Consider the following 25,865-nt stretch of genomic DNA (forward strand, 5'->3'; position numbering starts at 1 on the left):
CGGCATCAATTGAAACTCGGTGGTTGGGACAGATCGGGTGCTGGCGCTGCTGGCTTGGCAGGCGGCGTTTCACCGAAACTCGGCGGCTGCGATAGGTCCGGTGCAGGCGCGGTCGGCGCCGTGCCGCCATCCGCCGGCGGTGTGCCAAGCGGCGACAGGCCCGGCGTTTCCGGTACCTGGTAATCGATCGTGCCCGGATCGACTGGCGTGCCCTTGTAATGCATCACCATCTGCGGGAAGGCGATGGTCAACCCGATCATGATGACCTGGATGCAAACGAAGGGAACCGCGCCCCAATAGATCTGGCCGGTGGTCACCGGCGCGATCTTCTTGCCGGTGAGGCGATCGAGATAGGGCACCCGGGCGGCGACCGAACGCAGATAGAACAGCGCGAAGCCGAAGGGTGGATGCATGAAGCTGGTCTGCATGTTGACGCCGAGCAGCACGCCGAACCAGATCAGGTCGATGCCGAGCTTGTCGGCGGCCGGCGCCAAAAGCGGCACGATGATGAAGGCGAGCTCGAAAAAATCGAGGAAGAAGGCGAGCAAGAAGACGAGGATGTTGACGCCGATCAGGAACCCGATTTCGCCGCCCGGCAGCGATGTCAGGAGGTGTTCGACCCAGATCTGGCCATTGACGCCGTAGAAGGTGAGCGAGAACACCCGCGCCCCGATCAGGATGAACAGCACGAAGGATGACAGCCGCGTCGTCGCCGCCAGCGCCTGCTTGACCACGTCCAGCGACAGCCGTCCCTTCATCGCCGCCATGATCAGCGCGCCGACAGCGCCCATGGCGCCGCCCTCGGTCGGCGTGGCGATGCCCAGGAAGATGGTGCCTAACACCAGGAAGATCAGCGCCAGCGGCGGGATCAGCACGATGATCACCTGCTGCGCCAGCCGCGACATCATGTTGATCTTCAGACGCTGGTCGGCGATTGCCACGACGTAGATGGAGATCACGCCGATGGTGGCACCGAGAATATCGGCGTTTTGGCCCTGCGAGGGCGCAAGATAGCGATACGCCGCGTAGGAAACCACGACTGCCGCCAACACCGCGAACAGCAGCGACAGGACACCGTGGCCGAGCGTGCGGGCCTCCAGCGGCAGCGCCGGCATCGACTTCGGCCGGACGATCGACATGATCAGGATGTAGAGCGTATAGAGGCCGGTCAGAACCAGCCCCGGGATCAACGCGCCCGCATACATGTCGCCGACCGAGCGGCCGAGCTGATCGGCCAGAACGATCAGCACCAGCGACGGCGGAATGATCTGGGCGAGCGTGCCCGACGCTGCGATGACGCCGGACGCTACACGGCGGTCATAGCCGTAGCGCAGCATGATCGGCAGCGAGATCAGGCCCATGGCGATGACAGAGGCAGCCACCACACCCGTGGTTGCGGCAAGCAGCGCGCCGACGAAGATCACGGCATAGGCGAGGCCGCCGCGGATCGGTCCGAACAATTGGCCGATCGTGTCGAGCAGGTCTTCGGCCATGCCCGATCGTTCGAGCACGATGCCCATGAAGGTGAAGAACGGGATGGCCAGTAGCGTGTCGTTCGACATCACCCTGCTTCCATAGAAATTTTCCGGAAGCGCATAGAGAAGTGGCCAGGCGAGGTTGATCGATCCGCCCGAATAGGGTGACAGCACAACCCCGATGAAGAAGAAGACCAGGCCATTGGCGGCGAGCGAGAAGGCGACCGGATAGCCGATCAGCAGGAAGATAACCAGCGAGGCGAACATGATCGGCGCCATGTTCTGGGCGATGAACTCGATCACGAGCGCACCTCTTCGGCGAGCGCCTTCGCTTCGAGTTCGGCCTGCTCATGCACCGATATGAATGGCGTCGGATCGTCCATGTCGCCTCGCATGATGGCGATCTTCTTGATGATCTCGGAGATGCCCTGGAGCGCGAGCAGGAAAAAGCCGGCCAGCAGGATTGCCTTTGCCGGCCAGATGATTAGCCCGCCGGAATTGTTCGACATTTCGCCACTGCGAAACGACAGCGACACATAGGGAACGAAATAGATCACCATCAGCGTCACGAACGGCATCAGGAAAAAGAGGTGACCGAGAAGGTCTATCCAGTGCTGCAGACGGCGCGAGAACATGCCGTAGACGATGTCGATGCGGATATGGTCGTTCTGCCTCAGCGTGTAGGCGGCGGCCAGCATGAAGGCGGCGCCGAACAAATACCACTGCAGTTCCAGCCAGGCGTTCGACGACATGTCGAACGTCTTGCGGATGACGGCATTGGCGGCACTGACCAGGATTGCCAGCAGGATCAGCCACGACACCCATTTGCCGATGAATTCGTTCATCCGGTCAATGGTTCTGGATAGAGCGAGCAGCCCTGCCATGCATTCCTCCCTTTACGCATCGCCCCGAAAATCGGTGTCGATTTTCGGAAAGCACGATGCTTGACTCAAAGTATCAGCGGCGCGCCAATTCCCGCTTGTTTTCCGCCGCTTCGATGTGGCCCAACGGTATGCCGTGCGTGGCCCGGCGGGTCAACACAGGGCAGACCGAGTAAAACAATCTTCTTAAGTGAGGAAGGGGGCTTGTGAAGTGAGGAAGGGGCCAAACAGCGCCTGACGCAGCGCATGGACCCCGACGATCGGAATCGATTTTCGCTGCGATCATCCGCAAAATCAAAGTGCTACAGCATCCTTTACGTGCAACCAAAGCCTATCCAGGTCTGATGCAGTCAGGCAATCTTGCTCTGGTCTCGCCCGCCGCCGATCAGCACCAGCATGGCGACGAGAAACAGATACATCCAGGCGTCGCGCCACTCGACCGGGAAATAGCCGGCCCACAGCGATTCGGCTATGCCGAAAGCGGCAGCGCCAAGTGCTGCCCGCAACGGCGAGAGATAGCCGCCCACCGCCGTCACGAACAGGATTTTCAGCCCGTAGACCAAGCCGGAGCCGAAGCTGATGTTGCCATAGTAAAGGCCGGCGAGGACACCGGCCAGCGCGGCGCAAAGGCCGCCGGCGAGCACCGCGTGCCGAAACACCGCGCGCACGTCGACGCCGCACATGGCGGCGGCTTTGGGGTCGTCGGACACGGCGCGCCAGCGCCGGCCGAAACTCGAGCGGGCGAACGCCCAGGAGGCGAGCGCAATGGTTGCCACGGCGATCCCGCAGTCGAGCAACTGGATGAGCGTCAGCGTGGCATTGAAATTTGCCCCCCGCGCGAAAATGATGGGCTCGGCCAGCATTGGCGGCAGCCACAGATCATGCGTGTCGGCGGCGATGCGGCTTGCCTCCGACAGCAGCAGCAATATGCCCAGCGTTGTCACCACGATCGCATTGGGCGTGCTGCCGGCCAGCGGCTCGAAGATGCTGCGCGACAGGACATGGCTGATGAACCCCGCATACAGGAACGCCGCGACAATGCCGAGCGCGACGGCCGCCAACAGGGTCAGCCACAGGGCCTGATAGCCGAAGGCCGCGGTGAGGATCATCGTCTGTCCGCAAAAGGCGAACAGCGCGCCATAGGCGAGGTTCGTCCGGTGCAGGATGCCGTTGGTCAGCACATAGCCGAAGGCGAGCAGGGCATAGAGCGCGCCGGAATGCAGCCCGTTCAGGACCTGCTGGAAGAAATAGAGCATGCGAATGTCCTTGGATCGCGGAGAACCGCGTCCGTGCGGAGCAGATTTGCATCGGTAATCTAACTTGTCAAACGCGCCTTAACGGTTAGAAATGGCGCCCATGACGGTTTCCTGGACCCCGCACCGCTTCACCGGCGGCCTTCTTGCGCTCGACACGGCGAACACCGTCGTGCTGCGCGGCGATCCCGAGAAAACCTTCGACCGGTTCAAAGATTTGGCGGAGATCGCCCGTTTCGCCGACGCGGCAAGCGTCTCTCGCGCCGCCGAACTTGGCGGCAGGCGGCTCCAAGCGCCGTTCCCGGACAAGATCGCGCCGGTCGTGCTGGCGATCCGCGAGACGACAGACCGGCTGTTTCGTCGTGCGGTGTCGAAGGGCGCGGTCACCACAGGCGATCTGCCTGGCTTCCTGAAGGCCTGCGCCGAGGGTCTCGCGGACAGCCGCACCGAGATCGGTGCGCCGGGACGGCCGTTCGGCGATCCGGCGACGCCCATCGCCTTCGAGGCGGCACTGGCGGTTTCCGCACTGTCGCTGCTGCAGGCTGACACCGTCGCAAGGCTGAAGATCTGCCCCAATTGCACCTGGTTGTTTCTCGACCGAAGCCGCAATTCCAGCCGTCGTTGGTGCGACATGGCGGTGTGCGGCAACCGCCAGAAGGCAAGTCGCCACTATCGCCGCCGAACGGCAGCCAGAGGGACCGCCAATGTCTAGGAAAATCTTGTGCCTGGTCGTTGTCGGCGCCATGCTCGTCGCCGCGACAACGCTCGGCGCCTGCCGCGATACCGGCAAGGACGGCGAGGGCAGATTGTTCGAGATTTCCGGCAAGCTGGTCGTCTTCAATTATCGCCTCGCAAGGGCAACCTTCGTCGTCACGCTGAGACCGTTGCAGCCGATGGGAGAAGGACAGGTTGCGGTCGCCAACTTCCAGAATCCGGCAGGCGGCGAGCCGCTGATCGTCGAACAGAAAGTCTGGCCGAAACTCGGCAAGGTGTCGCTGGAGAGCCCGGCGCTTTCCTGCATCGCTAGGGACAAGCCCTATGCGATATCAATCAGCATCAACGATATCCACGGTGCAATCCTCCAGAAGATCGACACCACGCTGATGTCGACGCAGGACCAATCGGTCCTGCCCGACCGGCCGCTGGTCATCGATCAGCTCTATACGCCCAATCCAGAGCTTGCCGGCCATCCGGACGGCAAGCTGCCGGGCGCGCCAAAGCCCGACTGTTCGAAGGCCGGCTGACGCGACATCGCCGGTATCGGTCGCGGCCGGATTTTTCGTACGCTGACGGACCAACGGGTGCACGTTTCTTACACCATCGGGCGTGGACCGGATCGTTTGTTGCGCCTCGCCTGGCATCTTCGATTTTGTTTGACCTGCCCGGCAAGGGGAGAAACACTGCAGCCTTCAACTCCGACGTTGGCTGCGCTCGAACTGCGGCCTCCGCAGAGGAAATGCCTGATGACACTGCATGATGTCGCGCTCGACGACAAGTTCGACCTCCGAAAGGAGCGTATCTTCCTTTCGGGTGCGCAGGCGGTCATCCGCATGCTTTTGATTCAGCGCGAGCGCGACCGCCGGGCTGGCCTGAACACCGCCGGCTTCGTCTCCGGCTATCGCGGCTCGCCGCTTGGCGGCCTCGACATGCAGCTTTGGAAGGCCAGGAAGCAGCTCGCCCGGTCGGACATCGTCTTCCAGCCCGGCCTCAACGAGGAACTCGCGGCCACCGCCTGCTGGGGATCGCAGCAGGCCGAATTGCTGGGTGAGGGCACACATGACGGCGTCTTTTCGGTCTGGTACGGCAAGGGACCGGGCGTCGACCGCTCCGGCGACGTGTTCCGCCATGCCAATCTCGCCGGCTCGTCAAGACATGGCGGCGTGCTCGCCCTGATGGGCGACGACCACATGGCCGAATCCTCGACCAACGCGCACGCGACCGAGTTCCTGTTTGTCGACACCATGGTGCCGATCCTCAATCCGGCCGGGGTCCAGGAGATCATCGACTATGGGCTCTACGGCTTTGCCATGTCGCGCTTCGCCGGCACCTGGGCGGCGATCAAATGCGTCAAGGACAACATCGAATCGACGGCTTCGGTCGATGCCGCGCTCGAACGGCTTGATATCGTCAACCCGGACTTCGACATGCCGCCCGGCGGCCTCAACATCCGCAACGAGATCGACATGCTCGGCCAGGAGGAGCGACTGCATGAATACAAACGCGCCGCCGCTTCGGCCTTTATCCACGTCAACGGGCTGAACCGGATCATCTATTCCGGCGGCAGTGGCCCGAAGTTTGGCATCGTCACCATCGGCAAGAGCTATCTCGACGTCCGCCAGGCACTGGAAGACATTGGCGTCGACGAAGCCGCCGCCAACCGCATCGGTATAAGGCTGTTCAAGGTTGGCTGCCCGTGGCCGCTCGACCTGCAGCACATCGCCGACTTCGCTCGCGGCCTCGACACCATTGTCGTCGTCGAGGAGAAACGCTCGCTGATCGAGGTGCAACTGCGCGAAAACCTTTATGGCACCGCCATGCAGCCGGTCATCGTCGGCAAGAGGGACGAGCGCGGCGACGGGCTGTTCCCGGCCAAGGGCGCGCTCGATCCCAACGACATCGCCATCGCGCTCGGCGAGAGAATCTTGCGGACGATCGGTCCGTCGGACGAGATCGCCGCGCGGGTGGCGAAACTTCGCCAGTTCCAGGCGATGCTCGCCGAGACAACAGACATCGCCTCGCGCACGCCCTTCTTTTGCTCCGGCTGCCCGCACAATTCCTCGACCAAGGTGCCCGACGGCTCGCTCGCCGCCGCTGGCATCGGCTGCCATTTCATGGCGCTGTGGATGGATCGCAACACCGTTGGTTTCACCGCCATGGGCGGTGAGGGCGCGCAATGGGTCGGCCAGGCGCCGTTCTCGAAGCGCGACCACATCTTCCAGAACCTCGGCGACGGCACCTACAACCACTCCGGCGCGCTGGCGATCCGCTTCGCGCTGTCGACTGACGCCAACATCACCTACAAAATCCTCTACAACGACGCCGTCGCGATGACCGGCGGCCAGCCGCACGAGGGTGGCCTGACCGTGGACATGATTGCCAGGCAGGTGCGGGCCGAGGGCGTCGAGCGGATCGCCATCGTCACCGACGAGCCGGCCAAATATACCGGCAAGGTCAAATTCCCCGCCGGCGCCACCATCCATCACCGCGACGACCTCGACCTCGTGCAGCGCGAATTGCGCGCGGTCAGGGGCACATCCGTGCTGATCTACGACCAGACCTGCGCCGCCGAAAAGCGCCGCCGCCGCAAACGCGGCACCTTCCCCGATCCCGACAAGCGCGTCTTCATCAACGAACTGGTCTGCGAAGGCTGCGGCGATTGTGGGGTGCAGTCGAATTGTGTGTCGATCCAGCCGGTCGAGACCGAATTCGGCCGCAAGCGCAAGATCGATCAGTCGAGCTGCAACAAGGATTTCTCCTGCATCAACGGCTTCTGTCCGTCCTTCGTCACCGTGCATGGCGCCAAGATCAGGAAGGCCGAGGGTATGGCCGGCACGACCGATCCGCTCGACGGCGTGCCCGCGCCCGCGGAATTCCCGCTCGGCGACCAAGGCTGGGCGGCGATCATCGACGGCGTCGGCGGCACCGGCGTCGTCACAATCGGCGCAGTGCTTGGCATGGCGGCTCATCTCGAAGACAAGGGCTGCGGCATGATCGACATGGCAGGCCTTGCCCAGAAGGGCGGCTCGGTGTTCACCCATGTCCGCATCGCGCGCAGCCCGGGCGATATCCATGCCATCCGCGTTTCGGCCGGCAAGGCAGACCTTGTGCTTGGCTGCGATCTCGTCGTGTCGGGCGCCCAAAAGGTGCTCGCCGCGGTGCGCGAAGGCCACACGATCTTCCTCGCCAACACCGCCGAGATCATGCCCGGCGAGTTTACCCGGTCGGCGGATTTCTCGCTGCCTGTCGAGCGGCTGAAAAGGGCGATCCGCACTGCCGCCGGCGACGACAAGGCGCATTTTTTCGACGCCACCCGCACCGCCACCGCGCTGTTCGGCAGCTCGCTCGGCGCCAACATGTTCATGCTCGGCTTCGCCTTTCAGCATGGCGGCTTGCCGCTGTCGGCCGAGGCAGTCGAAAAGGCCATCGAGCTCAACGCCCAGTCGGTGGCGATGAACGTCTCAGCCTTCCGCTGGGGCCGCCGCGCCGCCCACCAGCCGGATTTCGTGCGCGCCCTCGTCGTCCAGCCGGGCACGGCTGCACAGAACGCCGCTGTCGCCGAAACGCTCGATGACGTCATCGCCCGCCGCGTTGCCTTCCTCACCGCCTATCAGAACGGCGCCTATGGCAAGCGCTACGCGGACAGGCTGGCAGCGCTGCGCAAGGCCGAAGACAGGGCAGTGCCCGGTTCGACTGATGTGACCGAGGCCGCTGCGAGGAACCTGTTCAAGCTGATGGCGATCAAGGACGAATACGAGGTGGCGAGGCTCTACACCGACGGCTTCTTCGCCACCGAACTGGGCAAGCAGTTCCAGAGCTACGACAAACTCGAATTCCATCTCGCGCCGCCGATCATGGCCAGGCGCGGCAAGGACGGCAAGCCGAGGAAGTCGAGCTTCGGTCCCTGGATGATGAAGGGGTTCCGGCTGCTGACAGCTATGAAAGGCTTGCGCGGCACGGTCTTCGATGTGTTCGGCTACAGCTCCGAAAGGCGTATGGAACGGCAACTTCTTGCACAGTACGAGGCGGATCTGGAGCTTGTCGCCGACGCGCTGGCGCCAGGCAAGGTCGAGGCCGCGGCAGCGCTTGCCTCGGTGCCGGCGCTCATTCGCGGCTATGGTCACGTCAGGCAGGCCAGCGCCGAAAAGGCCGCCGGCGAGCGCCTAAGGCTGCTCGATCGCCTGGCGAAGACACCGGCTCGGCCGGAACTCCAGGCCGCCGAGTGATCGATGCGGCTTATCTGAAGAAGCTCAACAGGCTTGACGCAGGCCTCAAGATGGCCCTTCTAAACCTTTCTTAAGGCGGTTGTGACATGACTGCGGTTCGCGCGACACCGCAAGGTCATGAACATAGATCGACCCGACGACATATCCGAGGACGTATACGTTGGCTTCGTTCGCTCGCTGTTTCGCGACGCAGGCATCTTGCTCGTTGGCGCCTTCACGCAAGGCGCTATGGGCCTGCTCGTGTATTGGAAAACGTCTGCGGCAATCTATGTCGCGCTCGCCATCCTGATGGTTGCCGCTAGCATCGGCCGTTATCTTGCGATCCGGAGGGTCAGTCCCGACACCATCGTCACCTACGAATCCGCGCTTGCCTGGGAACGCTACTACATCGTTGCCGGGACGATTCATGGGTCGGCGGTCGGACTTTTCGCGTTCGTATGCCTCCACGTGGTTCCGGACCTGTTTGGCGAGATTGCAGCGGTGTCGCTGGTGTTGGCAAGCACCATCACCATCGCCGGCCGCAATTTCGGCTCCCGAAGGATGGTCGCCATCCTGTCCGTGTCCGTGGTCGCGCCGATTGCGGTCGGCTTGATGCTGAAGGGCGACGTCTACAACGTCATTCTGGGCCTCTTTGTGATCCCGTTCATGTTCACTATCAACAAGATGGCGCATCTTGTGCGAAAGGTGCTGTTTACAGCAATCAGCGAAGAAAAGAAGGCGAACCGCATCGCCCAGCGCTTCAATCGCGCCCTGAACACCATGTCGCATGGTCTTGTCATGCTCGGCCCCGACGGCCGGGTAGCGGTGGCCAATGCCGAAGCCGCGCATCTGATGTCGCTCAAGTCGCCCGACGCGCTGCTCGGGCGATCGATCCACGGCCTGCTGATGCGCGGCGTTGCCGGCGGCATGCTGGCGCCGAAGGACTGCCGCTACATCGAAGCCCAGCTTACGCGCGCCCTGCGCGAGGGCCGCGATCGCAAGGTTCTCGTCTCGCTTGCGAACGGTCAGCACTATGAGTTCTCGGCACGCGAAGGGAGCCAGGAACTGGGTGTCATCACCTTCGAGGATGTGACGGCCCGCGTCGAGGCGGAGGACAAGATCCGCTTCATGGCGCGTTATGATAGCCTCACCGGCCTGCCCAACCGCGCCTATTTCCAAGAGTTGATCGGAGAGGCGATGGCATCCGGTGACCTCGAGCGTCTCTGCGGGCTCACCGTGCTCGACCTCGACGACTTCAAGAGCGTCAACGACACGCTTGGCCACCCGGTTGGCGACGGATTGATCTATGCCGTCGCTGAACGGCTGGCGGCGGTCACCGGACCAGGCGTCACCGTCAGCCGTTTCGGCGGCGACGAGTTCATGATCTTCTTCGACCGCGTCGAAGACGAGAGCCATCTGACCAGCCAGATCGACGAGATTTTTCATTGACCTGCAGGGCGAGGTCGACGTCGCCGGCCATGGGCTGCGCATCCAGGCCAGCGGTGGCGCGGTGCTGTCGCGGGTCAGGGACGCCGATGTCGACACCATGATCGTCAAGGCGGACCTCGCGCTCTACAAGGCCAAGGAACTCGGCAAGAACACTTGGCGGCTGTTCCAGGCATCGATGGATGCGGCATTTCGCGACCGTCAGCTGATGAAGGCGGATCTGCGCACCGCGGTGGAAAGCAAGGGGTTGCGGGTGGTCTATCAGCCGATCGTCGCGATGAACACGATGCGGATCGCCAGTTGCGAGGCGCTGTGTCGTTGGGATCACCCCGATCTCGGACCGATCTCGCCCAGCATCTTCATTCCGCTGGCGGAAGAAATGGGCATCATTTCCGAGATCAGCACGTTTGTCCTGCAGGTGGCATGCGCCGAATGCGTCAAATGGCCCGACCCGACCAGCGTCTCGGTCAACCTTTCGGCCAAGGATTTCCGCAGCAGTGGCATTGTCCAGAAAGTCCGTGATGCGCTAGCCGGTTCCGGCCTCGCCGCCGGCCGCCTGGAAATCGAAGTCACCGAGACCGCGCTTCTCGACGACAAATCGCTAACGCGTCAGTACATCGAAGAGTTGAAAGCGCTTGGCGTGCGCATTGCGCTAGACGACTTCGGCACCGGCTATTCGAGCTTGAGCTATCTCCACAAGCTGCCGCTCGACAAGGTCAAGATTGACCGCTCGTTTCTGATGGACGTCACCCAGAACCCGAGTTCGCTCGCACTGTTGAAGGGCGTGGTCGAACTGATCAGGGTTCTCGGTCTCAACGTAACTATCGAGGGCGTTGAGACTTACGAGCAGCTCAAGATTCTGACGCATTCTATCCAACCGGATATGGTCCAGGGCTTTTTGTTTGGTTCAGCGCTGACAGCATCCGGCATCGGAACGATGGCTACCACGGTCTGGCCATTCGCCACCGATAAGAAGCCTGCGGGCAAACGTGCTCTCAGCTGATTTCCGCGCTTCATTTTCGACCAACTCGACCAGACGTGCCGCGCGGCGGCAAGTTAAGGTTAATATTAGGTAAACGACGTCGATTGGATTTCCATCTTTTATGCCACGACCGCACACGATAGGTTTGCAGTGAAGATGGCAGAAGGGAATTGTATTGTGGCGGTATCCGAAGGGGTTGTTCATGTGGATGACCGACTGACCGACCTCAGCGGGATGTCTTCCTTCTCGCGCAATGTTTCGACCCTTCTTGAGCGCGTGGAATACAGGCGCTGCGAAAGCGGTGAAGACATGGAGGCGATTTACCGGCTTCGCTACAAGGCTTACCGGCTGAACGGCTTTCTGCCTGAATCCAGCGACCAGATGATGACGGATGCGCTCGACGACACGCCGAACTGTTATCGCTTTGGTGTCTTCGTCGACAATTCCCTTGTGTGTACGCTCCGTATTCATCATCTGACACCGAGCGAACCTTACGCGCCCGCAATGACCAGATTCCGCGATCTGCTTCATCCGCGCCTGCTTCGCGGAGAATCCTTCATCAATCCGACGCTTCTGGCAGCCGACCCGGACTTCATATCGATGCATCGTGCCCTGCCTTACGTTACGTTGCGGCTAGCAATTATTGCCAGCATCCGCTTCCACGTGACTGCCTGTCTCGGCGTGATCCGCAAGGAACACACGGCTTTCTACCAGCGGATTTTCGGTGCCGTGCAAGTGGGGCAACCGAGAGACTATCCTCCATTCACCGTTCCCGTGGTACTCTATGACGCGAACTACGAGATCAATTTGGAGCGGGTACTCCAGCGTTTCCCATTCTTTCGTTCGACGCCGATGGAACAGCGCATGCTGTTTGAGACACCTGGTGCCGGTGAACTCGCGCCGCTGACCATCCTGCCGACCGCCAAATACTACCGCGAAGCCGCCTGACATCGGCAAATCTGGAGCGCGGCTGGAGCTTTCAGGCCGCTTCGGCGTTCTGGGAGGCGCGCCGGTGGCGCGTCGACTCAATCTACATCGCTTCGGCGGCAATTCTATCGAGAGGAACCCGACATGACCATTTCCACGCTCGCGCTCACTCCGCTGATCTCGCTGATTGCCGGCGTGCTGATTCTGGTGATGCCGCGACTGCTCAACTACATCGTTGCGCTGTATCTGATCGTTGTCGGCCTGCTTGGTCTGTTTCCGCAGCTCGCCGGCTGAAAATGCCGGCAGGTGCGGCGCGTTAGCAAGCAAGCAAGCGCGAGGCGGCAGCCGCGAGCGCCTCCGAAACGTCATCCTGCATCTGGCAGCTTCAACGTTCCTTTGATGCTGATGTCTCCAGCGATGCGGCAATAGCGCCATTGCCCTCGGCCTGGCTTTTCGCTATGTGCCTGAAAGATGTCTTCGAAGGGGTATTCCTATGGCTGATCACTCGCCGACCGGTCCTGTCGAACTAGGCGCGAAGATGGACTATGCCGAGCACGACCGCACCTATGCCGGCTTTGTCATGCTCGCCAAATACGGATCGCTGTTTTGCGCCGCCGTGCTTCTGGCAATGGCTTTCGGCTTCTTCGCGGGCGGCTTCTTCTCGGCGTTTGTCCTGTTCGTTCTGATCCTCGCCGTCGGCGCTTTCATTCTCCGGTAAATTCTTCAAAACCCTTGCCCGCGACATCGCCGGAAGTCCGGCCGGCGTCCTGCGCAGACAGGTTCCAGCCGAAAGGATCATGCGGTGGGACAGACGGTTTTCATCCCTCGTGAGCTCGATACGAACGAGCCGCGCGTTGCTGCCTCGCCCGACACGGTCAAGCGGCTGGCGGGGCTGGGGTTCGACGTGATCGTCGAAAGCGGCGCCGGCACGGCATCGCGCATTCCCGACGAGGAGTTCGCCAAGGCCGGCGCTGTGATCGGCAAGGCCGGCGATGTCGCCAAAGCCGATGTGGTGCTTAAGGTGCGCCGGCCTGATGAGATGGAGCTGAAGGCCTATCGCCCGGGCACCGCCGTGATCGCCATAATCGATCCCTATGGCAACGATGCTGCGGTCGATGCTCTGGCAAGGGCCGGCGTCACCGCCTTCTCGATGGAGTTCATGCCGCGCATCACGCGCGCCCAATCGATGGACGTCCTGTCCAGCCAGGCGAACCTCGCCGGCTATCAGGCGGTGATCGACGCGGCTGCCGAATATGACCGGGCGCTGCCGATGATGATGACCGCCGCCGGCACGGTGCCGGCGGCGAAAGCCTTCATCATGGGCGTTGGCGTCGCCGGCCTGCAGGCTATCGCGACGGCGAGACGGCTTGGCGCCGTCGTCACCGCCACCGATGTGCGCCCCGCTGCCAAGGAACAGGTTGCCTCGCTGGGCGCAAAGTTCCTGGCCGTCGAGGATGAGGAGTTCAAGGCGGCCGAGACGGCTGGCGGCTACGCCAAGGAAATGTCTAAGGAATACCAGGCCAAGCAAGCGGCACTGACGGCCGAGCACATCGCCAAGCAGGACATCGTCATCACCACGGCGCTGATTCCTGGCCGTCCGGCGCCGAAGCTGGTCTCGGCCGCTATGGTCGCCTCGATGAAGCCGGGCTCGGTGATTGTTGACGTCGCGGTCGAGCGCGGCGGCAATGTCGAAGGCGCTGTGCCCGGGCAGGTGGTAACCACGGCCAACGGGGTGAAAATCGTCGGCCATCTCAACGTGCCGGGCCGCGTCGCGGCCTCCGCCTCGCTGCTCTACGCCAGGAACCTCTTTGCGTTCCTCGAGACACTGGTCGACAAGACCACCAAGATGCTTGCCATCAACCGCGACGACGAATTGGTCAAGGCGACGATGCTGACCGATGGCGGTCAGGTCGTGCATCCGGCCTTCGTCGGCAAACCGGCGGTGATGATCGCCTCCAATGAGCCAGCGAAGCCCGCTGCCGCAGAAAAACCGGCCGCGCCAAAGAAAGCTGCCGCATCCAGGAAACTTGCCGCACCCAAATCGCCCGCCAGCAAGCCGAAAGGGATCGCGTGATGGACCATACCTTGCAGAAAGCCCTTGACCAGCTCGACCAGGCGACCGCCGCCGTCCGTCTCGCCGTGCAGGATCTGGCCACGGCTCCAGGCGGCACCGGTGCGGCGGGCGACGCCGCGCACGCGCTGTCCGGCGGGGCGATCGATCCGTTCGTCTTCCGCTTCGCCATTTTCGTGCTGGCGATCTTTGTCGGCTATTACGTCGTCTGGTCGGTCACACCGGCGCTGCATACGCCACTGATGGCCGTCACCAACGCCATTTCCTCGGTCATCGTCGTCGGCGCGCTGCTTGCCGTCGGCATCTCGGCGTCCGGCATCGCCACCGGCTTCGGCTTCGTCGCGCTGATGCTGGTGTCGGTCAACATCTTCGGCGGCTTTCTCGTCACCCAGCGCATGCTGGCGATGTACAAGAAGAAGGACAAGTAGAGCGCCATGAACGCCAACTTCGCCTCCTTCCTCTATCTGGTCTCCGGCATCCTGTTCATCCTAGCATTGCGCGGCCTGTCGCACCCGACCACGAGCCGCCAGGGCAACATGTACGGCATGATCGGCATGGGCATCGCCATTGCCACCACGCTGGCGCTGGCGACCCCTTCGGCGGGAGGCTTCGGCCTCATTGTGCTCGGTCTTTTGATCGGCGGCTCGGTCGGCGCGGTCACCGCACGGCGCATCGCCATGACCTCGATGCCGCAGCTGGTCGCCGCCTTCCATTCGCTGGTTGGGCTTGCCGCCGTCATGGTGGCGGCTGCCGCCGTGTATGCACCGGAAAGCTTCGGCATCGGCACGGTCGCCGATATCCACGCCCAGGCGCTGATCGAGATGAGCCTCGGCGTCGCCATCGGCGCCATCACCTTCACCGGCTCGGTCATCGCCTTCCTCAAGCTCGACGGCCGCATGTCGGGCAAGCCGATCATGATCGGCGGCCGCCATTTCATCAACGCCGCCCTCGGCATCGGGCTGGTCGTGCTGATCGTGCTGCTGGTCACCACCGAGTCCAAACTGGTGTTCTGGCTGATCGTGGCGGCATCGCTTGTCCTTGGCGTCCTTCTCATCATCCCGATCGGCGGCGCCGACATGCCGGTGGTCGTCTCGATGCTGAATTCCTATTCGGGCTGGGCCGCTGCAGCGCTCGGCTTCACGCTCGGCAATCTGGCGCTGATCATCACCGGCGCACTGGTCGGCTCGTCCGGCGCGATCCTGTCCTACATCATGTGCAAGGGCATGAACCGGTCGTTCATCTCGGTCATCCTCGGCGGCTTCGGCGGCGAGACTTCCGCCACAGCCGACGACGGCATCGAGCGCACGGTCAAGCAGGGTTCGGCCGACGATGCCGCCTATCTGATGATGAACGCGCAGAAGGTCATCATCGTGCCTGGTTACGGCATGGCGGTCGCCCAGGCGCAGCATGCGTTGCGCGAGATGGCCGACAAGCTCAAGGCCAATGGCGTCGACGTGAAGTACGCCATTCATCCGGTCGCCGGCCGCATGCCCGGCCACATGAACGTGCTGCTGGCCGAAGCCAATGTGCCCTACGACGAAGTGTTCGAACTCGAGGACATCAACTCCGAATTCGCGCAGGCCGACGTCGCCTATGTCATCGGCGCCAACGACGTCACCAACCCGTCCGCCCGCGACGACAAGTCGTCGCCGATCTACGGCATGCCGATCCTCGACGTCGACAAGGCTCGCACCTGTGTGTTCGTCAAGCGCTCGCTCGGCTCCGGCTATGCCGGCATTGACAATACGCTGTTCTACAAGGACGGCACCATGATGCTGCTCGGCGACGCCAAGAAGATGACCGAAGAGATCGTCAAGGCCATGGATCATTGATCCGGGTTGGCGGCCCCGATATCGTTAGTTGCTCAACAAAAGCCTGGCCCCGCGCCGGGTTTTTTCTTGTCCCTGAGCATCCGGCGTCCTTAGCTCACATGCCGGGTTCAGAGCTACGATGGGTTCTGTTCCGGGATTGTCACCAATGGAGGCACTGGTGTCCGACCCTCATCCTGTTGCGTCGCCGGCCAAGACCAGTCCGCCGGCCTCCGGAAAGGCGCCGCGCAAGCTCGGCCAGGCCGTGGTTATCGTGCATGGCATGGGCGAACAGCGACCGATGGGCACGCTGAGGGAATTTGTTCAGGCTGTTTGGAGTCATGATCCCGCCCGCGCGCCGTTTTATGCCCATGTCGCCGATCCGGGCGGTCCCGCCGGCGCGAAGATCAACCAGAGCTGGATCACGCCCGACAGCCGGACGAACTCGCACGAGCTTCGCCGGATCACCACCCCTTACGATGTCGATGGCCGCCGCACCGATTTCTACGAGCTTTACTGGGCCGACATCACGCAAGGCACGACGCGGGGCCGGCTTGCGGCCTGGGTGACAAATCTGCTCTGGTGCAAGCCCGCCGACATTCCGCGCGACGCCCGCGGGCTCTATGTCGTCACGCTTCTGGCCGTCATAGCAGTCTTGGGCGCGGCGCTTGTGCTCGCCACGTCGGCCTTGCAGGGAGATATTTCCTGGACCACGGGCACGCTCGCCACGATCCTGGCCTCGTTCGTCATCTGGTCGGTGGACCGGTTCGGTCTTCCTTATTTCGGTGATGTGGCCGCCTATGTGCGTGCTGAAGCGGCAACGGTCGAGAAGCGCGCGCTTGTCCGCGACCGCGGCCTGACGCTGCTGAGGCGCCTCATGATGGACGACGGCTACGACCGCATCGTGCTGGTCTCGCACAGCTTGGGATCGATTATCGCCTATGATCTGCTGCAGATATTGTGGGCCGATTTCAGGCCTCGAAAGCTGGAAGCGGTCCGCGACAGGGCGAGACTGAAAGCGATCCGCGCCGTCGACAAGGCTACGCTCAACGCCGATGGTTCTGCGTGGCCCGACAAATTGGATGATCTTTCCGGATTCCGGCGCGCCCAATGGGAGCTCTACCGCCAGCTCCGTACCAGGGACACCGATCATCCATTGCCGTGGAAGATCAGCGATTTCGTCACGCTCGGCAGCCCGCTGACCCACAGCGAATTTCTGGTGACCTACAATCTCGCCGAATTCAGGCGCGGCATCGCTGAGCGGCTGTTCTCGGCATGTCCGCCGATCGCCGACACGGCGGCCGGTGGAACCGTCCTCTATCAGGAAGGGCGCAGCCGTTCGGGCAAGCCGCAGCGCGCGGTGCATCATGGTGCGGTGTTTGCCGCCACGCGCTGGACCAACATCTTCGACAGGGGCAATGGCTGGCTGACCGGCGACCCGATCTCCGGACCGATGGCGGAAAATTTCGGCCCGGGCGTGGAGAACATTCAGGTCGAGCTGCGCAGTTCGCTTGGCCGCATCTTCACCCACAGGCTCTACTGGTCGCTGAACGCGACCGGCGTCGAGGTCGCGGCGGCCGCCGGCACGCCGCCGCGTTCGCATATCGGCGTGCTGCGTGACGCCGTCGATCTCGGCCGCAAACTGGAGCCAAGCCAGGCCGCGCCGACGACTTCTGCGGGAAGATAGGCCCGCTCGTTTGGGCGAACCAGCGTGCAATCCGTGGCGATGACGTGTGAACACAACCGGTCGATGCCGGGGCACAGTCCCGTCATCGCCCTCAGCACCGATCAGCGGTTGGTCAGGAAGACCGCCTCCTCGTCGTCGCGTTGCCTGCCGCCAAGTGCCGCCGCGGCGCTCGCGATGAAGGCGCCGACGACCAGCGACAGTGCGCCAAGCAGCGCGAAGGTGGCACCGGCTTTCCTGGCGGTATCGGCAGCCTGCTGGGCCTGGACCTTCGCCTCCTCGACACGGGCAAGCACCGCATCGACACGAGCCCTGGCATCCGGTTCCGACAGCCCGGTTCGGGCAGCCACCAGCTGCGACAGATAGGTCTTGTCGTCGGCAGACACTTCGCCTGCTGCGGCGCTCGCGATCAAAATGCGCGAAGCCTGCGCCGTCGCCGCTGCATCGCTCTCCGGGTTGGCGGCGGCAAGCCTGGCCGCATCGGCCTGGCGGAACAACGCATCGACGAAGTACGACGTTGCGTTGTCGGTCGCGGCGCCTCCGGCGTTAGCAGTAGCACCGGCCGAAGCGCCCATTGCCGCGCCCGACGCGACTGTCGAAGCGGCTTGGACGCCGGTTCCGACAGCTGCGGAAAGCGCCGAGCCGAGAACGCCGGCTACGAGCAACGTTGCAAGCGCCCAGGCGAGGAAGCCGTGTGCGGTATCGCGGAAAAAGACCTCATCGGTGTGGACGCCGACCCATTTGGTGCGCAGGCGCCCGGCAAGATAACCGCCGACGGCCGACGACAGCCACTGCACGATGATCAGCCACGCGGCGGTGGAGGCCGCGAAAGTTGTGACCGAGGTGCTCAAGCCGGACCACGGCGAAACCATCGTCAGCCCGAGCCCGGAGCCGAGCAGCATCAGGATCAATGTTAGCGTCGAGGCAGCAAAGGCGCCGGCCACGATTGGCCCCCAGCTGACAGCGGTAGAAGAGGATTCCGTCGGTGCGGAAACGTCGACAGCCGTTAGGGTTGACTGCATGTCAGCCCCCTAACGTGCGAAAAGCATGATGAGAATAATGATCGGAATCGGGACTCCGAGAAGCCAGAGCAAAATGCCACGTCCCATGAGTGCCTCCTGCGGCGATTGTGATCGATTACAATGCCTTGGATGCTCTTCCGTTCCGACCGGCCCTCATGATCCTTTGTTGCGACGCAGCAGGGATCGTTGGTGGGCCTGGGCCTACCAATAGCTTAAGTGTCCGAAGCTGAGCAGCTGCTTGGGCTTTAAATATCCAGATTGGCCACCGACAGCGCGTTTTCCTGGATGAACTCGCGCCTGGGCTCGACCTCGTCGCCCATCAACCGCGAAAACAGCGAGTCGGCGTCCGTTGCGTCATTGACCTTGACCTGTAAGAGCGAGCGCACATTCGGGTCGAGCGTGGTCTCCCAGAGCTGCTCGGCGTTCATTTCGCCGAGGCCCTTGTAGCGCTGCATGGTCAGGCCCTTGCGGCCGGTGGCAAACACGGCGTTGAGCAGCGCCAGCGGTCCCGAGATAGTTTCTGATACATCCTTGCGGCGAAGCACCGGCGGCTCTCCATAGACTTCTGCAAGGCGCGGCGCATAGCGGTCGAGTTGGCGGGCGTCGGCCGAATTGATCAGCGCGAGATCAAGATGCGCGAATTCCTTGACGCTGCGCACCGTGCGCTCGAACACATAGCCGCCGACCCCTTCGTTCGAGGTCGACATGCGGCCGGTCCAGCCGCGTTCGGTGTCCTCGGCGATGATGTCGAGACGCCGGGCGACACGCTCAGCCATAGCGTTGGCCTGGCCGAGATCGGCGAAGACGTCCGGATTGAGCGCGCCGGCGATCGCCGCCTGTTCGACCACGCCCCTGTTATAGCGGGTGTGCAGCCCGTTGATGAGCTGGCGCACCGCCAGCGCATCGTCGATGGCGCTGCGCAGGTCCTGCCCGGCCCGCACCTCGCCGGTGCTGAGCGCAAGCGACGCCTCTTCCAGCCCTGAGCCGATCAGGAATTCCTCGAAGGCGCTTTCGTCCTTGATGTATTGCGAGCTCTTGCCGCGCGTCACCTTATAGAGCGGCGGCTGGGCGATGTAGAGATGCCCGCGCTCGATCAGCTCCGGCATCTGCCGGAAGAAGAAGGTCAGCAGCAAGGTGCGGATGTGGGCGCCGTCGACGTCGGCGTCGGTCATCAGGATGATCTTGTGGTAGCGCAATTTGTCGGCGTTGAACTCGTCCTTGCCGATCGAGGTGCCGAGCGCTGTGATCAGCGTGCCGATCATGTCGGAGCCGAGCATACGGTCGAACCGGGCCCGCTCGACGTTGAGGATCTTGCCGCGCAGTGGAAGAATGGCCTGGTTCTGGCGCGAACGGCCGCCCTTGGCCGAGCCGCCGGCGCTGTCACCCTCGACGATGAAGATTTCGGACTTTGCCGGGTCGCGTTCCTGGCAGTCGGCCAGCTTGCCGGGCAGCGAAGTGACGCCGAGCGAGCTCTTGCGTGTGATGTCGCGCGCCTTGCGCGCGGCTTCGCGCGCCGCTGCCGCCTGGATGACCTTCTCGATGACTACCTTGCCCTCGGTCGGGTGTTCTTCGAGCCAGGTGCCGAGCGCCTCGTTGACGAGCCCTTCCACCACCGGACGGACTTCGGACGAGACCAGCTTGTCCTTGGTTTGCGAGGAGAATTTCGGGTCGGGAACCTTGACCGACAACACCGCCGTCAGCCCTTCGCGGCAATCGTCGCCGATCAGCGCCACCTTCTCCTTTTTGGTGAGGCCCGTGGATTCGCCGTAGCCGGTGATCTGGCGCGTCAGCGCGCCGCGGAAACCGGCAAGATGCGTGCCGCCGTCGCGCTGCGGAATGTTGTTGGTGAAGGCCAGCACGTTCTCGTGGTAGCTGTCGTTCCACCACATGGCGACTTCGACGGTGATGCCGTCGCGCTCGGCCTTGATTGCAATCGGCTTGTCGATCAGGGGCTTCTTGACGCGGTCGAGATATCTGACGAATTCCTCGAGCCCGCCATCATAGTGCAGCTCATGGCGCACGACGTCGGCATGGCGGGCATCGGTCAAAATGATGCGCACGCCGGAATTCAGGAAGGCGAGTTCGCGCAGCCGGTGCTCCAGCGTGCCGAAGTCGAACTCGACCATGGTGAAGGTCTCGGTCGACGGAAAGAAAGTGATCTCGCTGCCGCTGCGCCCCTCATAGGTGCCGGCAACCTTGCGCTGCTCATAGCTGCCGGTGACCCTCAGCGGCCCGTCGGCATTGCCATGCGAGAAGCTCATCTCGTAGATCTGGCCGTTGCGGCGGATTTTCAGCTTCAGCCAAGCCGACAGCGCGTTGACGACCGAGACGCCGACGCCGTGGAGGCCGCCGGACACCTTGTAGGAGTTCTGGTCGAACTTGCCGCCGGCATGCAGCTGCGTCATGATCACTTCGGCCGCCGAAATGCCTTCGCCGGTGTGGATATCGGTCGGAATGCCGCGGCCATTGTCGATGACTGTCACCGAACCGTCGGGATTGAGCGTCACCGTGACGAGGTCGGCATGGCCGGCCAGCGCCTCGTCGATAGCGTTGTCGACGACCTCATAGACCATGTGATGCAAGCCCGAGCCGTCGTCGGTATCGCCGATATACATGCCGGGCCGCTTGCGGACGGCGTCCAACCCCTTCAAAACCTTGATGGAATCGGCGCCGTATTCGGCCTCAGCGCCGTTGGCGTTGTCGATCTGATCGCTCATGAAAACCTGTCTGATTGATGCCGCACATCCAGCGCAAAAATCGGCTCCGAATCGCGCGTCCTTGATGTTCAAGATATAGGTGCAAAAGGCGGTTTTTCCAAGGTTTGCAAGCATTTCCGAATGGAAGAAGAGCACGCTTGGCCGGCCAGAACAGCGGACCCAAATGTGGAACCAATTTGAGAACTGAGTGGCGGCAACAAGAGCAGGCCGGCCTGTCGACGATCATGTACGGTGCCCGGTCACATTTCCGGAGAGCGGGCGCTTCGCCCTTGCCCTCCGGCGACATGGACGCTGGCATTGACAGCCACTACATTGGGATGACCAGCGGAGCACGCCATGGACAGTCAGCCCGCCCCCTTCGTCCCGCCGGCGCCGAAGCCGCGCACGTCGCCGCCTTCGACGCTGGAGATGATCCGCATCGTCTATCGCAACCCGCTCGAACTGTGGGGCGAGCCGACCTACAACGAACCCTGGATTTCGGTGACCGGCATCGGCGGGCCTCTGGTCATCGCCAACGACCCCGGCCTCATTCGCCACGTGCTGGTCGACAATGCCAAAAATTACAAGATGGCGACGGTGCGCCAGATGATCCTGCGACCGATCCTGCGCGACGGCCTGCTGACCGCCGAGGGTGAGGTCTGGCGGCGTTCACGCAAGGCGATGGCGCCGGTGTTCACGCCGCGCCACATCTTCGGTTTTGCCGAGCCGATGCTGAGGCGCACGCGGGAGTTCGTCACGCGCTACGAGGATGGCGGCACGTCGGACATCGCCCACGACATGACGCTGCTTACCTTTGATATCCTGGCCGAGACGCTGTTTTCCAGTGAGATATCCGGTGAGCCGGGCAGCTTCGCCAAGGAGATCGACCGGCTATTCGAAACCATGGGCCGGGTCGATCCGCTCGACCTGTTGCGGGCGCCAGATTGGCTGCCGCGCCTGACCCGCATCCGCGGCCGCAAAACCATGGCCTATTTCCGCAAGATCGTCACCGACACTGTCAAAATGCGCGAAGAGCGGGTCAAGCACGATCCGGACAAGTGCCGCAGGATTTCCTCACGCTTTTGCTCAAGGCGGAGGGACCGGACGGGCTGACGCGCGCCGAGGTCGAGGACAACATCATCACCTTCATCGGGGCCGGCCATGAAACCACGGCGCGTGCGCTCGGCTGGACGCTCTATTGCCTGGCCGAAGCGCCTTGGGAGCGCGAAAAGGTCGAGCGCGAGATCGACGCGGTTCTAGCGCGAGAGCTCGACCCGACAAAGTGGCTCGACGCCATGCCGTTCACCCGCGCCGCCTTCGAGGAGGGGCTCAGGCTTTACCCGCCGGCGCCGTCGATCAACCGCGAGCCGATCGAGCCTGAAACCTGGAACGGCCTCTACATACCGAGGCGTGCTGCGGTGCTGGTCATGCCGTGGGTCGTCCACCGCCATCGCAAGCTGTGGGACCGGCCCGACGCCTTCATGCCCGAACGTTTCCATCCGGCAAATCGCGAGAAGATCGACCGCTTCCAGTATTTGCCGTTCGGCGCCGGTCCTCGCGTCTGCATCGGCACCAGCTTTGCCATGCAGGAGGCGATCATCGCTCTGGCGATCATGCTGTCGCGCTTCCGCTTCGATACCACCGCCGAGACCAAACCGTGGCCGGTGCAGAAACTGACGACGCAACCGCAGGGCGGCCTGCCGATGCAGGTCACGCGGCGCCTTTAGTGCATGTCGCGCAAAAGCATGCCCTCGGGCTTGACCCGCGGGTGTGCAGCGGTTTTGCGATAACGACATGCATAAAACAACAGCCTAAAGCGCGTCGCATGAGGCCGGGTCAAACGCGACGCGCTTTAGTGAGCGGCCTGATTGGCTATTCCGCCGTCTTGCGCTGGAATTGGCCGGCGGGCCGGTAGCGCCAGAGATAGCTCGGCAGGATGCTGCCGATCGACTGTGGCTGGATATCGAGACCGGCCAGCGTCCTGTTTTCCCTGACGGCCGCATCCGACACAATGTTGTGTTCGCGCAGCTGCAGGACCTGATCCTTGGTCAGCAGCGGATTGGGCAAAAGCCCGAGGATCGATGCCTGCATGTTCGCCACCCACCACGGCACCGACACCAGGAGCCGCTTGCGGTCGATCATGGCAAGCAGTTCCTGCATGCATTGCTTGAAGGTGAGCACCTGAGGTCCGCCAAGCTCGTAGATCCGGCCGCCCTGGACTTTGCCGTCGACCGAGCGCGCCACCGCCTCGGCGACATCGCCGACATAGACCGGCTGGAATTTGGTCCGCCCGCCGCCGATCAGTGGCAGCACCGGCGAATAGCGCGCCATATTGGCGAAGCGGTTGAAGAAACTGTCCTCCGGGCCGAAATTGATCGAGGGCCGCAAGATGACGGCATCCTCGATCGTCTCTAGAACCGCCTTTTCGCCGAGCGCCTTGGTGCGCGCATACTCGGATTGTGCGTTCAGATCGGCTCCCAGCGCCGAGATATGGGTGAGGCCGGCGCCGACGGCGCGCGCCGCTTCGGCGACCGTGCGTGCGCCGAACTCGTGGACGGGCGTGAACTTTTGCCGGCCGCTCTCATGTAGGATGGCCACCAAATTGACGACATGGTCGGCGCCCTGCACGGCGCGTTCGACCGACCAGCGCACGCGAATATTGGCCTGCACCGGCTGGATCTGGCCGACATTGCCGAGCGGCTGCAGATGGCCGGCGAGATCGGGCCGGCGGCAGGCGACCCTGATGCGGTAGCCGCGCCTGGCCAGCGCCCGCACCACATGGCGGCCGACAAAGCCGGAGCCGCCGAACACGACGACGAGCTTTGGGGTCTGCAGGATTTCGGTCATTGCTGGCTCCGGCGCAGTTTTTCCAGATTTACTGGTGCCCAGATTACTGGTGCCCAGATTTACTGGTGCTTGGCTGAAGCCGTTCATAGTCCGTTTAGCGCCGAAGGCAAAGGGCGTTCCTTTGTCGCCGTTTGCCGCGGTGTCGGCTGGTTCAGAACGCCTTGCCGATGCGCGCGTCGACCGATTGGCGGTTGCCGCCGCGAATCACAAAGAAGAACAGGATCGCCGCCCATAGCAGCGATTTTTCAGCGCCCGAAAAGCCCTCGCCCATGGTGACCCAGTGGAACCAGACGGTGACCAGAAGCACGAACATTCCGGCGAAGGCGGCAGGGCGGGTCAAGAGACCGATGGCGATGAAGATGCCGCCGAAGAACTCGGTGCAGGCCAGCAGCACCGACCAGAACGCGCCAGGATAGAAGCCGAGGCCTTCGACCATCTCGGCGGCGCCGAGCGGGTCGGTGATCTTGCCAGAGCCATGGATGGTGAGGAAGATGCCGGCCACGGCGCGCAGGATGGTTTCAGAGGTGGTGTGCAGCGCCGCATAGAGGCTGCCAAGGGCCGGAACGAAAAGATTGGTGCTGGGATTGTCGGTGCTTGCGGACATTTGGGGCTCCTCTTTTGCTGCTTCGCGCAAACACCCGTCCACCTCGGTCAAAGTCAAATGAACAAAAGTTGACCACACATGTTAACTGATCAGATGCGAGAGAACCTGGAAAACCCAGCCGACGCGGGGTTCTCTGGGTGACTTCTGTTTCCGAAACGTGGTTCGACGAGGCAGCCTGGGCGTAACGGCAAGTACGCCCGCTTTCGCGCGATCAACTATCCGAAGGACGTCTTCAGGAAGAATACCGGGCGGCGAATTCGGAGATGCGCTGCACCACGGCTTTCGGAGCCGTTATGCCCCGTGCCGCTGCCTTCTCCGCCGCTTCCGCTCGGGCACGGCCGGGGACATGCACGCCGTAGCGGCGGCGCAACCGGTCGAGCTGATCTTTTATGCGCTTCTCGAAATTCGGATCGAGCAGCTTGGGCTCGACAGCCAGCACGAAGAGGCCGGTTCCGGGACTATCCGGGCCGTCGGTGAACCATGGCGCATCGAGGGACCAGTTGGCGCCTGACAGGCCCGCCGCCAGCACTTCGACCATCAGTGCGATGTTGGCGCCGCGCTGGCCGCCAAAGGCAAGCATCGCGCCTTTCATGGCGGCGGCGGGATCGGTGGTCGGGTTGCCGCTCGCGTCCAGTGCCCAGCCTTCTGGAATTCTCTTGCCGTCCTCGGCCGCCTTGCGGATGTTCACAAAGGCGGTCGCGCTCGATGACTGGTCGATCACCAGCGGCGCTCCGTCGGCGGCGGGCGCGGCGAAGGACATCGGGTTGGTGCAATAGACCGGCTTGACCGAGCCGGAGCCGGCAAGCACGGCCGGTCCATTGGTCGCGGCGAAGGACACCAGCCCCTGCGCGGCCAGCCGTCCGGTGAAATAGCCGAGCGCGCCGCATGTATAGGCGTTCTTCTGCGAAAAGATGGCAACGCCGAACAGGCGCGCCGCCTTGGCGAGATCGTCGATGGTGCGGTCGAAGCCGGTATGCGCCAGACCGCCGCGCGCGTCGGAGAGATAGATCGCCAAAGCCGGCCTGGTGATGACCGGCTCGGCCTTGCCGTCGATGCGGCCGGCCTCCAGCGCTTCGAGATAGTCGATGAAATGCGACAGTCCGACCGTCGACAGACCTTCTGCCTCGGCCGCTACGATGGAGGCTGCGAGCGACTGCGCCGCTTCCTCATTGGCGCCGGCGCCGAGCGCCGCCATCCGGCACAGCCCTGTCGCCTGGTCGAGACTGAGTTGCATTTCGTAAGTCCTG

The 25,865-nt window shown here is 63.0% G+C and carries 18 protein-coding genes and 2 pseudogenes; 12 read left to right on the forward strand and 8 right to left on the reverse strand.

What is annotated here, in order from left to right; translation table 11 throughout:
- Positions 1–5 precede the first annotated feature (5 nt).
- From NMG70_RS09235 to NMG70_RS09245, 3 genes are all read right to left on the reverse strand, one after another.
- On the reverse strand, positions 6–1,778 hold the full coding sequence (locus NMG70_RS09235; protein WP_254024213.1) for a TRAP transporter large permease: 1,773 nt from the start codon (positions 1,776–1,778) through the stop codon (positions 6–8).
- Positions 1,775–2,359 (reverse strand): TRAP transporter small permease subunit, encoded by a 585-nt coding sequence (locus NMG70_RS09240; RefSeq protein WP_254024214.1) that lies wholly within the window; start codon positions 2,357–2,359, stop codon positions 1,775–1,777. The genes NMG70_RS09235 and NMG70_RS09240 overlap by 4 nt, the downstream gene beginning before the upstream one ends.
- A 347-nt stretch (positions 2,360–2,706) precedes the next feature.
- Entirely contained in the window at positions 2,707–3,612 is a 906-nt protein-coding gene (locus tag NMG70_RS09245) for a branched-chain amino acid ABC transporter permease (protein ID WP_254024215.1), read from the reverse strand.
- Between the two features lie 100 nt (positions 3,613–3,712).
- Between NMG70_RS09245 and NMG70_RS09250 the strand changes: the two genes are divergently transcribed.
- The 11 genes and pseudogenes from NMG70_RS09250 to NMG70_RS09300 all read left to right on the forward strand — a co-directional run bounded on the left by NMG70_RS09250 (position 3,713) and on the right by NMG70_RS09300 (position 17,452).
- On the forward strand, positions 3,713–4,321 hold the full coding sequence (locus tag NMG70_RS09250; protein WP_254024216.1) for a CGNR zinc finger domain-containing protein: 609 nt from the start codon (positions 3,713–3,715) through the stop codon (positions 4,319–4,321).
- The gene (locus tag NMG70_RS09255; RefSeq protein ID WP_254024217.1) at positions 4,314–4,853 is read left to right on the forward strand and encodes a hypothetical protein; all 540 of its coding nucleotides are present in this window, start codon (positions 4,314–4,316) and stop codon (positions 4,851–4,853) included. The genes NMG70_RS09250 and NMG70_RS09255 overlap by 8 nt, the downstream gene beginning before the upstream one ends.
- A 219-nt stretch (positions 4,854–5,072) precedes the next feature.
- Positions 5,073–8,552, forward strand: coding sequence for an indolepyruvate ferredoxin oxidoreductase family protein (locus NMG70_RS09260; protein WP_254024218.1), 3,480 nt, complete (start codon positions 5,073–5,075; stop codon positions 8,550–8,552).
- Between the two features lie 117 nt (positions 8,553–8,669).
- Positions 8,670–10,980, forward strand: a pseudogene (locus NMG70_RS09265) (putative bifunctional diguanylate cyclase/phosphodiesterase).
- A 135-nt stretch (positions 10,981–11,115) separates the two neighbouring features.
- Complete coding sequence (locus NMG70_RS09270) at positions 11,116–11,907, forward strand: N-acyl amino acid synthase FeeM domain-containing protein (protein WP_254024505.1); 792 nt, start codon at positions 11,116–11,118, stop codon at positions 11,905–11,907.
- Positions 11,908–12,030: 123 nt separating this feature from the next.
- Positions 12,031–12,180, forward strand: coding sequence for a DUF3096 domain-containing protein (locus NMG70_RS09275; protein ID WP_065006071.1), 150 nt, complete (start codon positions 12,031–12,033; stop codon positions 12,178–12,180).
- Between the two features lie 199 nt (positions 12,181–12,379).
- Positions 12,380–12,604 carry an aa3-type cytochrome c oxidase subunit IV gene (locus NMG70_RS09280; protein ID WP_127315826.1) on the forward strand — a complete coding sequence of 75 codons (225 nt, stop codon included), beginning with the start codon at positions 12,380–12,382 and terminating at the stop codon, positions 12,602–12,604.
- An 84-nt stretch (positions 12,605–12,688) separates the two neighbouring features.
- Entirely contained in the window at positions 12,689–13,960 is a 1,272-nt protein-coding gene (locus tag NMG70_RS09285) for a Re/Si-specific NAD(P)(+) transhydrogenase subunit alpha (protein ID WP_254024219.1), read from the forward strand.
- Positions 13,960–14,385 (forward strand): proton-translocating transhydrogenase family protein, encoded by a 426-nt coding sequence (locus tag NMG70_RS09290; RefSeq protein WP_436798363.1) that lies wholly within the window; start codon positions 13,960–13,962, stop codon positions 14,383–14,385. Before NMG70_RS09285 ends, NMG70_RS09290 begins: the two co-directional genes overlap by 1 nt.
- Before the next feature lie 6 nt (positions 14,386–14,391).
- Complete coding sequence (locus NMG70_RS09295) at positions 14,392–15,789, forward strand: NAD(P)(+) transhydrogenase (Re/Si-specific) subunit beta (RefSeq protein WP_254024221.1); 1,398 nt, start codon at positions 14,392–14,394, stop codon at positions 15,787–15,789.
- Between the two features lie 157 nt (positions 15,790–15,946).
- Positions 15,947–17,452 carry a hypothetical protein gene (locus NMG70_RS09300; RefSeq protein ID WP_254024222.1) on the forward strand — a complete coding sequence of 502 codons (1,506 nt, stop codon included), beginning with the start codon at positions 15,947–15,949 and terminating at the stop codon, positions 17,450–17,452.
- 101 nt (positions 17,453–17,553) lie between these two features.
- Here the strand turns inward: NMG70_RS09300 and NMG70_RS09305 are convergent, their stop codons facing one another.
- Both NMG70_RS09305 and gyrB read right to left on the reverse strand, forming a co-directional pair.
- The gene (locus tag NMG70_RS09305; protein WP_254024223.1) at positions 17,554–18,471 is read right to left on the reverse strand and encodes a hypothetical protein; all 918 of its coding nucleotides are present in this window, start codon (positions 18,469–18,471) and stop codon (positions 17,554–17,556) included.
- Between the two features lie 245 nt (positions 18,472–18,716).
- A complete protein-coding gene (gene gyrB, locus NMG70_RS09310) occupies positions 18,717–21,188 on the reverse strand; it encodes a DNA topoisomerase (ATP-hydrolyzing) subunit B (protein ID WP_254024224.1) in 2,472 nt (823 codons plus the stop codon).
- 336 nt (positions 21,189–21,524) lie between these two features.
- On the opposite strand from gyrB, the pseudogene NMG70_RS09315 reads away from it, so the two are divergent.
- Positions 21,525–22,894: pseudogene (locus tag NMG70_RS09315) on the forward strand (cytochrome P450).
- Between the two features lie 145 nt (positions 22,895–23,039).
- Here the strand turns inward: NMG70_RS09315 and NMG70_RS09320 are convergent.
- The 3 genes from NMG70_RS09320 to NMG70_RS09330 all read right to left on the reverse strand — a co-directional run bounded on the left by NMG70_RS09320 (position 23,040) and on the right by NMG70_RS09330 (position 25,852).
- Complete coding sequence (locus NMG70_RS09320; protein ID WP_254024225.1) at positions 23,040–24,014, reverse strand: complex I NDUFA9 subunit family protein; 975 nt, start codon at positions 24,012–24,014, stop codon at positions 23,040–23,042.
- A gap of 151 nt (positions 24,015–24,165) precedes the next feature.
- A complete protein-coding gene (locus tag NMG70_RS09325; RefSeq protein ID WP_254024226.1) occupies positions 24,166–24,618 on the reverse strand; it encodes a DoxX family protein in 453 nt (150 codons plus the stop codon).
- Between the two features lie 232 nt (positions 24,619–24,850).
- Complete coding sequence (locus NMG70_RS09330; protein WP_254024227.1) at positions 24,851–25,852, reverse strand: Ldh family oxidoreductase; 1,002 nt, start codon at positions 25,850–25,852, stop codon at positions 24,851–24,853.
- Between the last annotated feature and the right edge of the window lie 13 nt (positions 25,853–25,865).

Source organism: Mesorhizobium ventifaucium (genome assembly GCF_935822925.1).
GTDB classification, from domain to species: domain Bacteria; phylum Pseudomonadota; class Alphaproteobacteria; order Rhizobiales; family Rhizobiaceae; genus Mesorhizobium; species Mesorhizobium ventifaucium.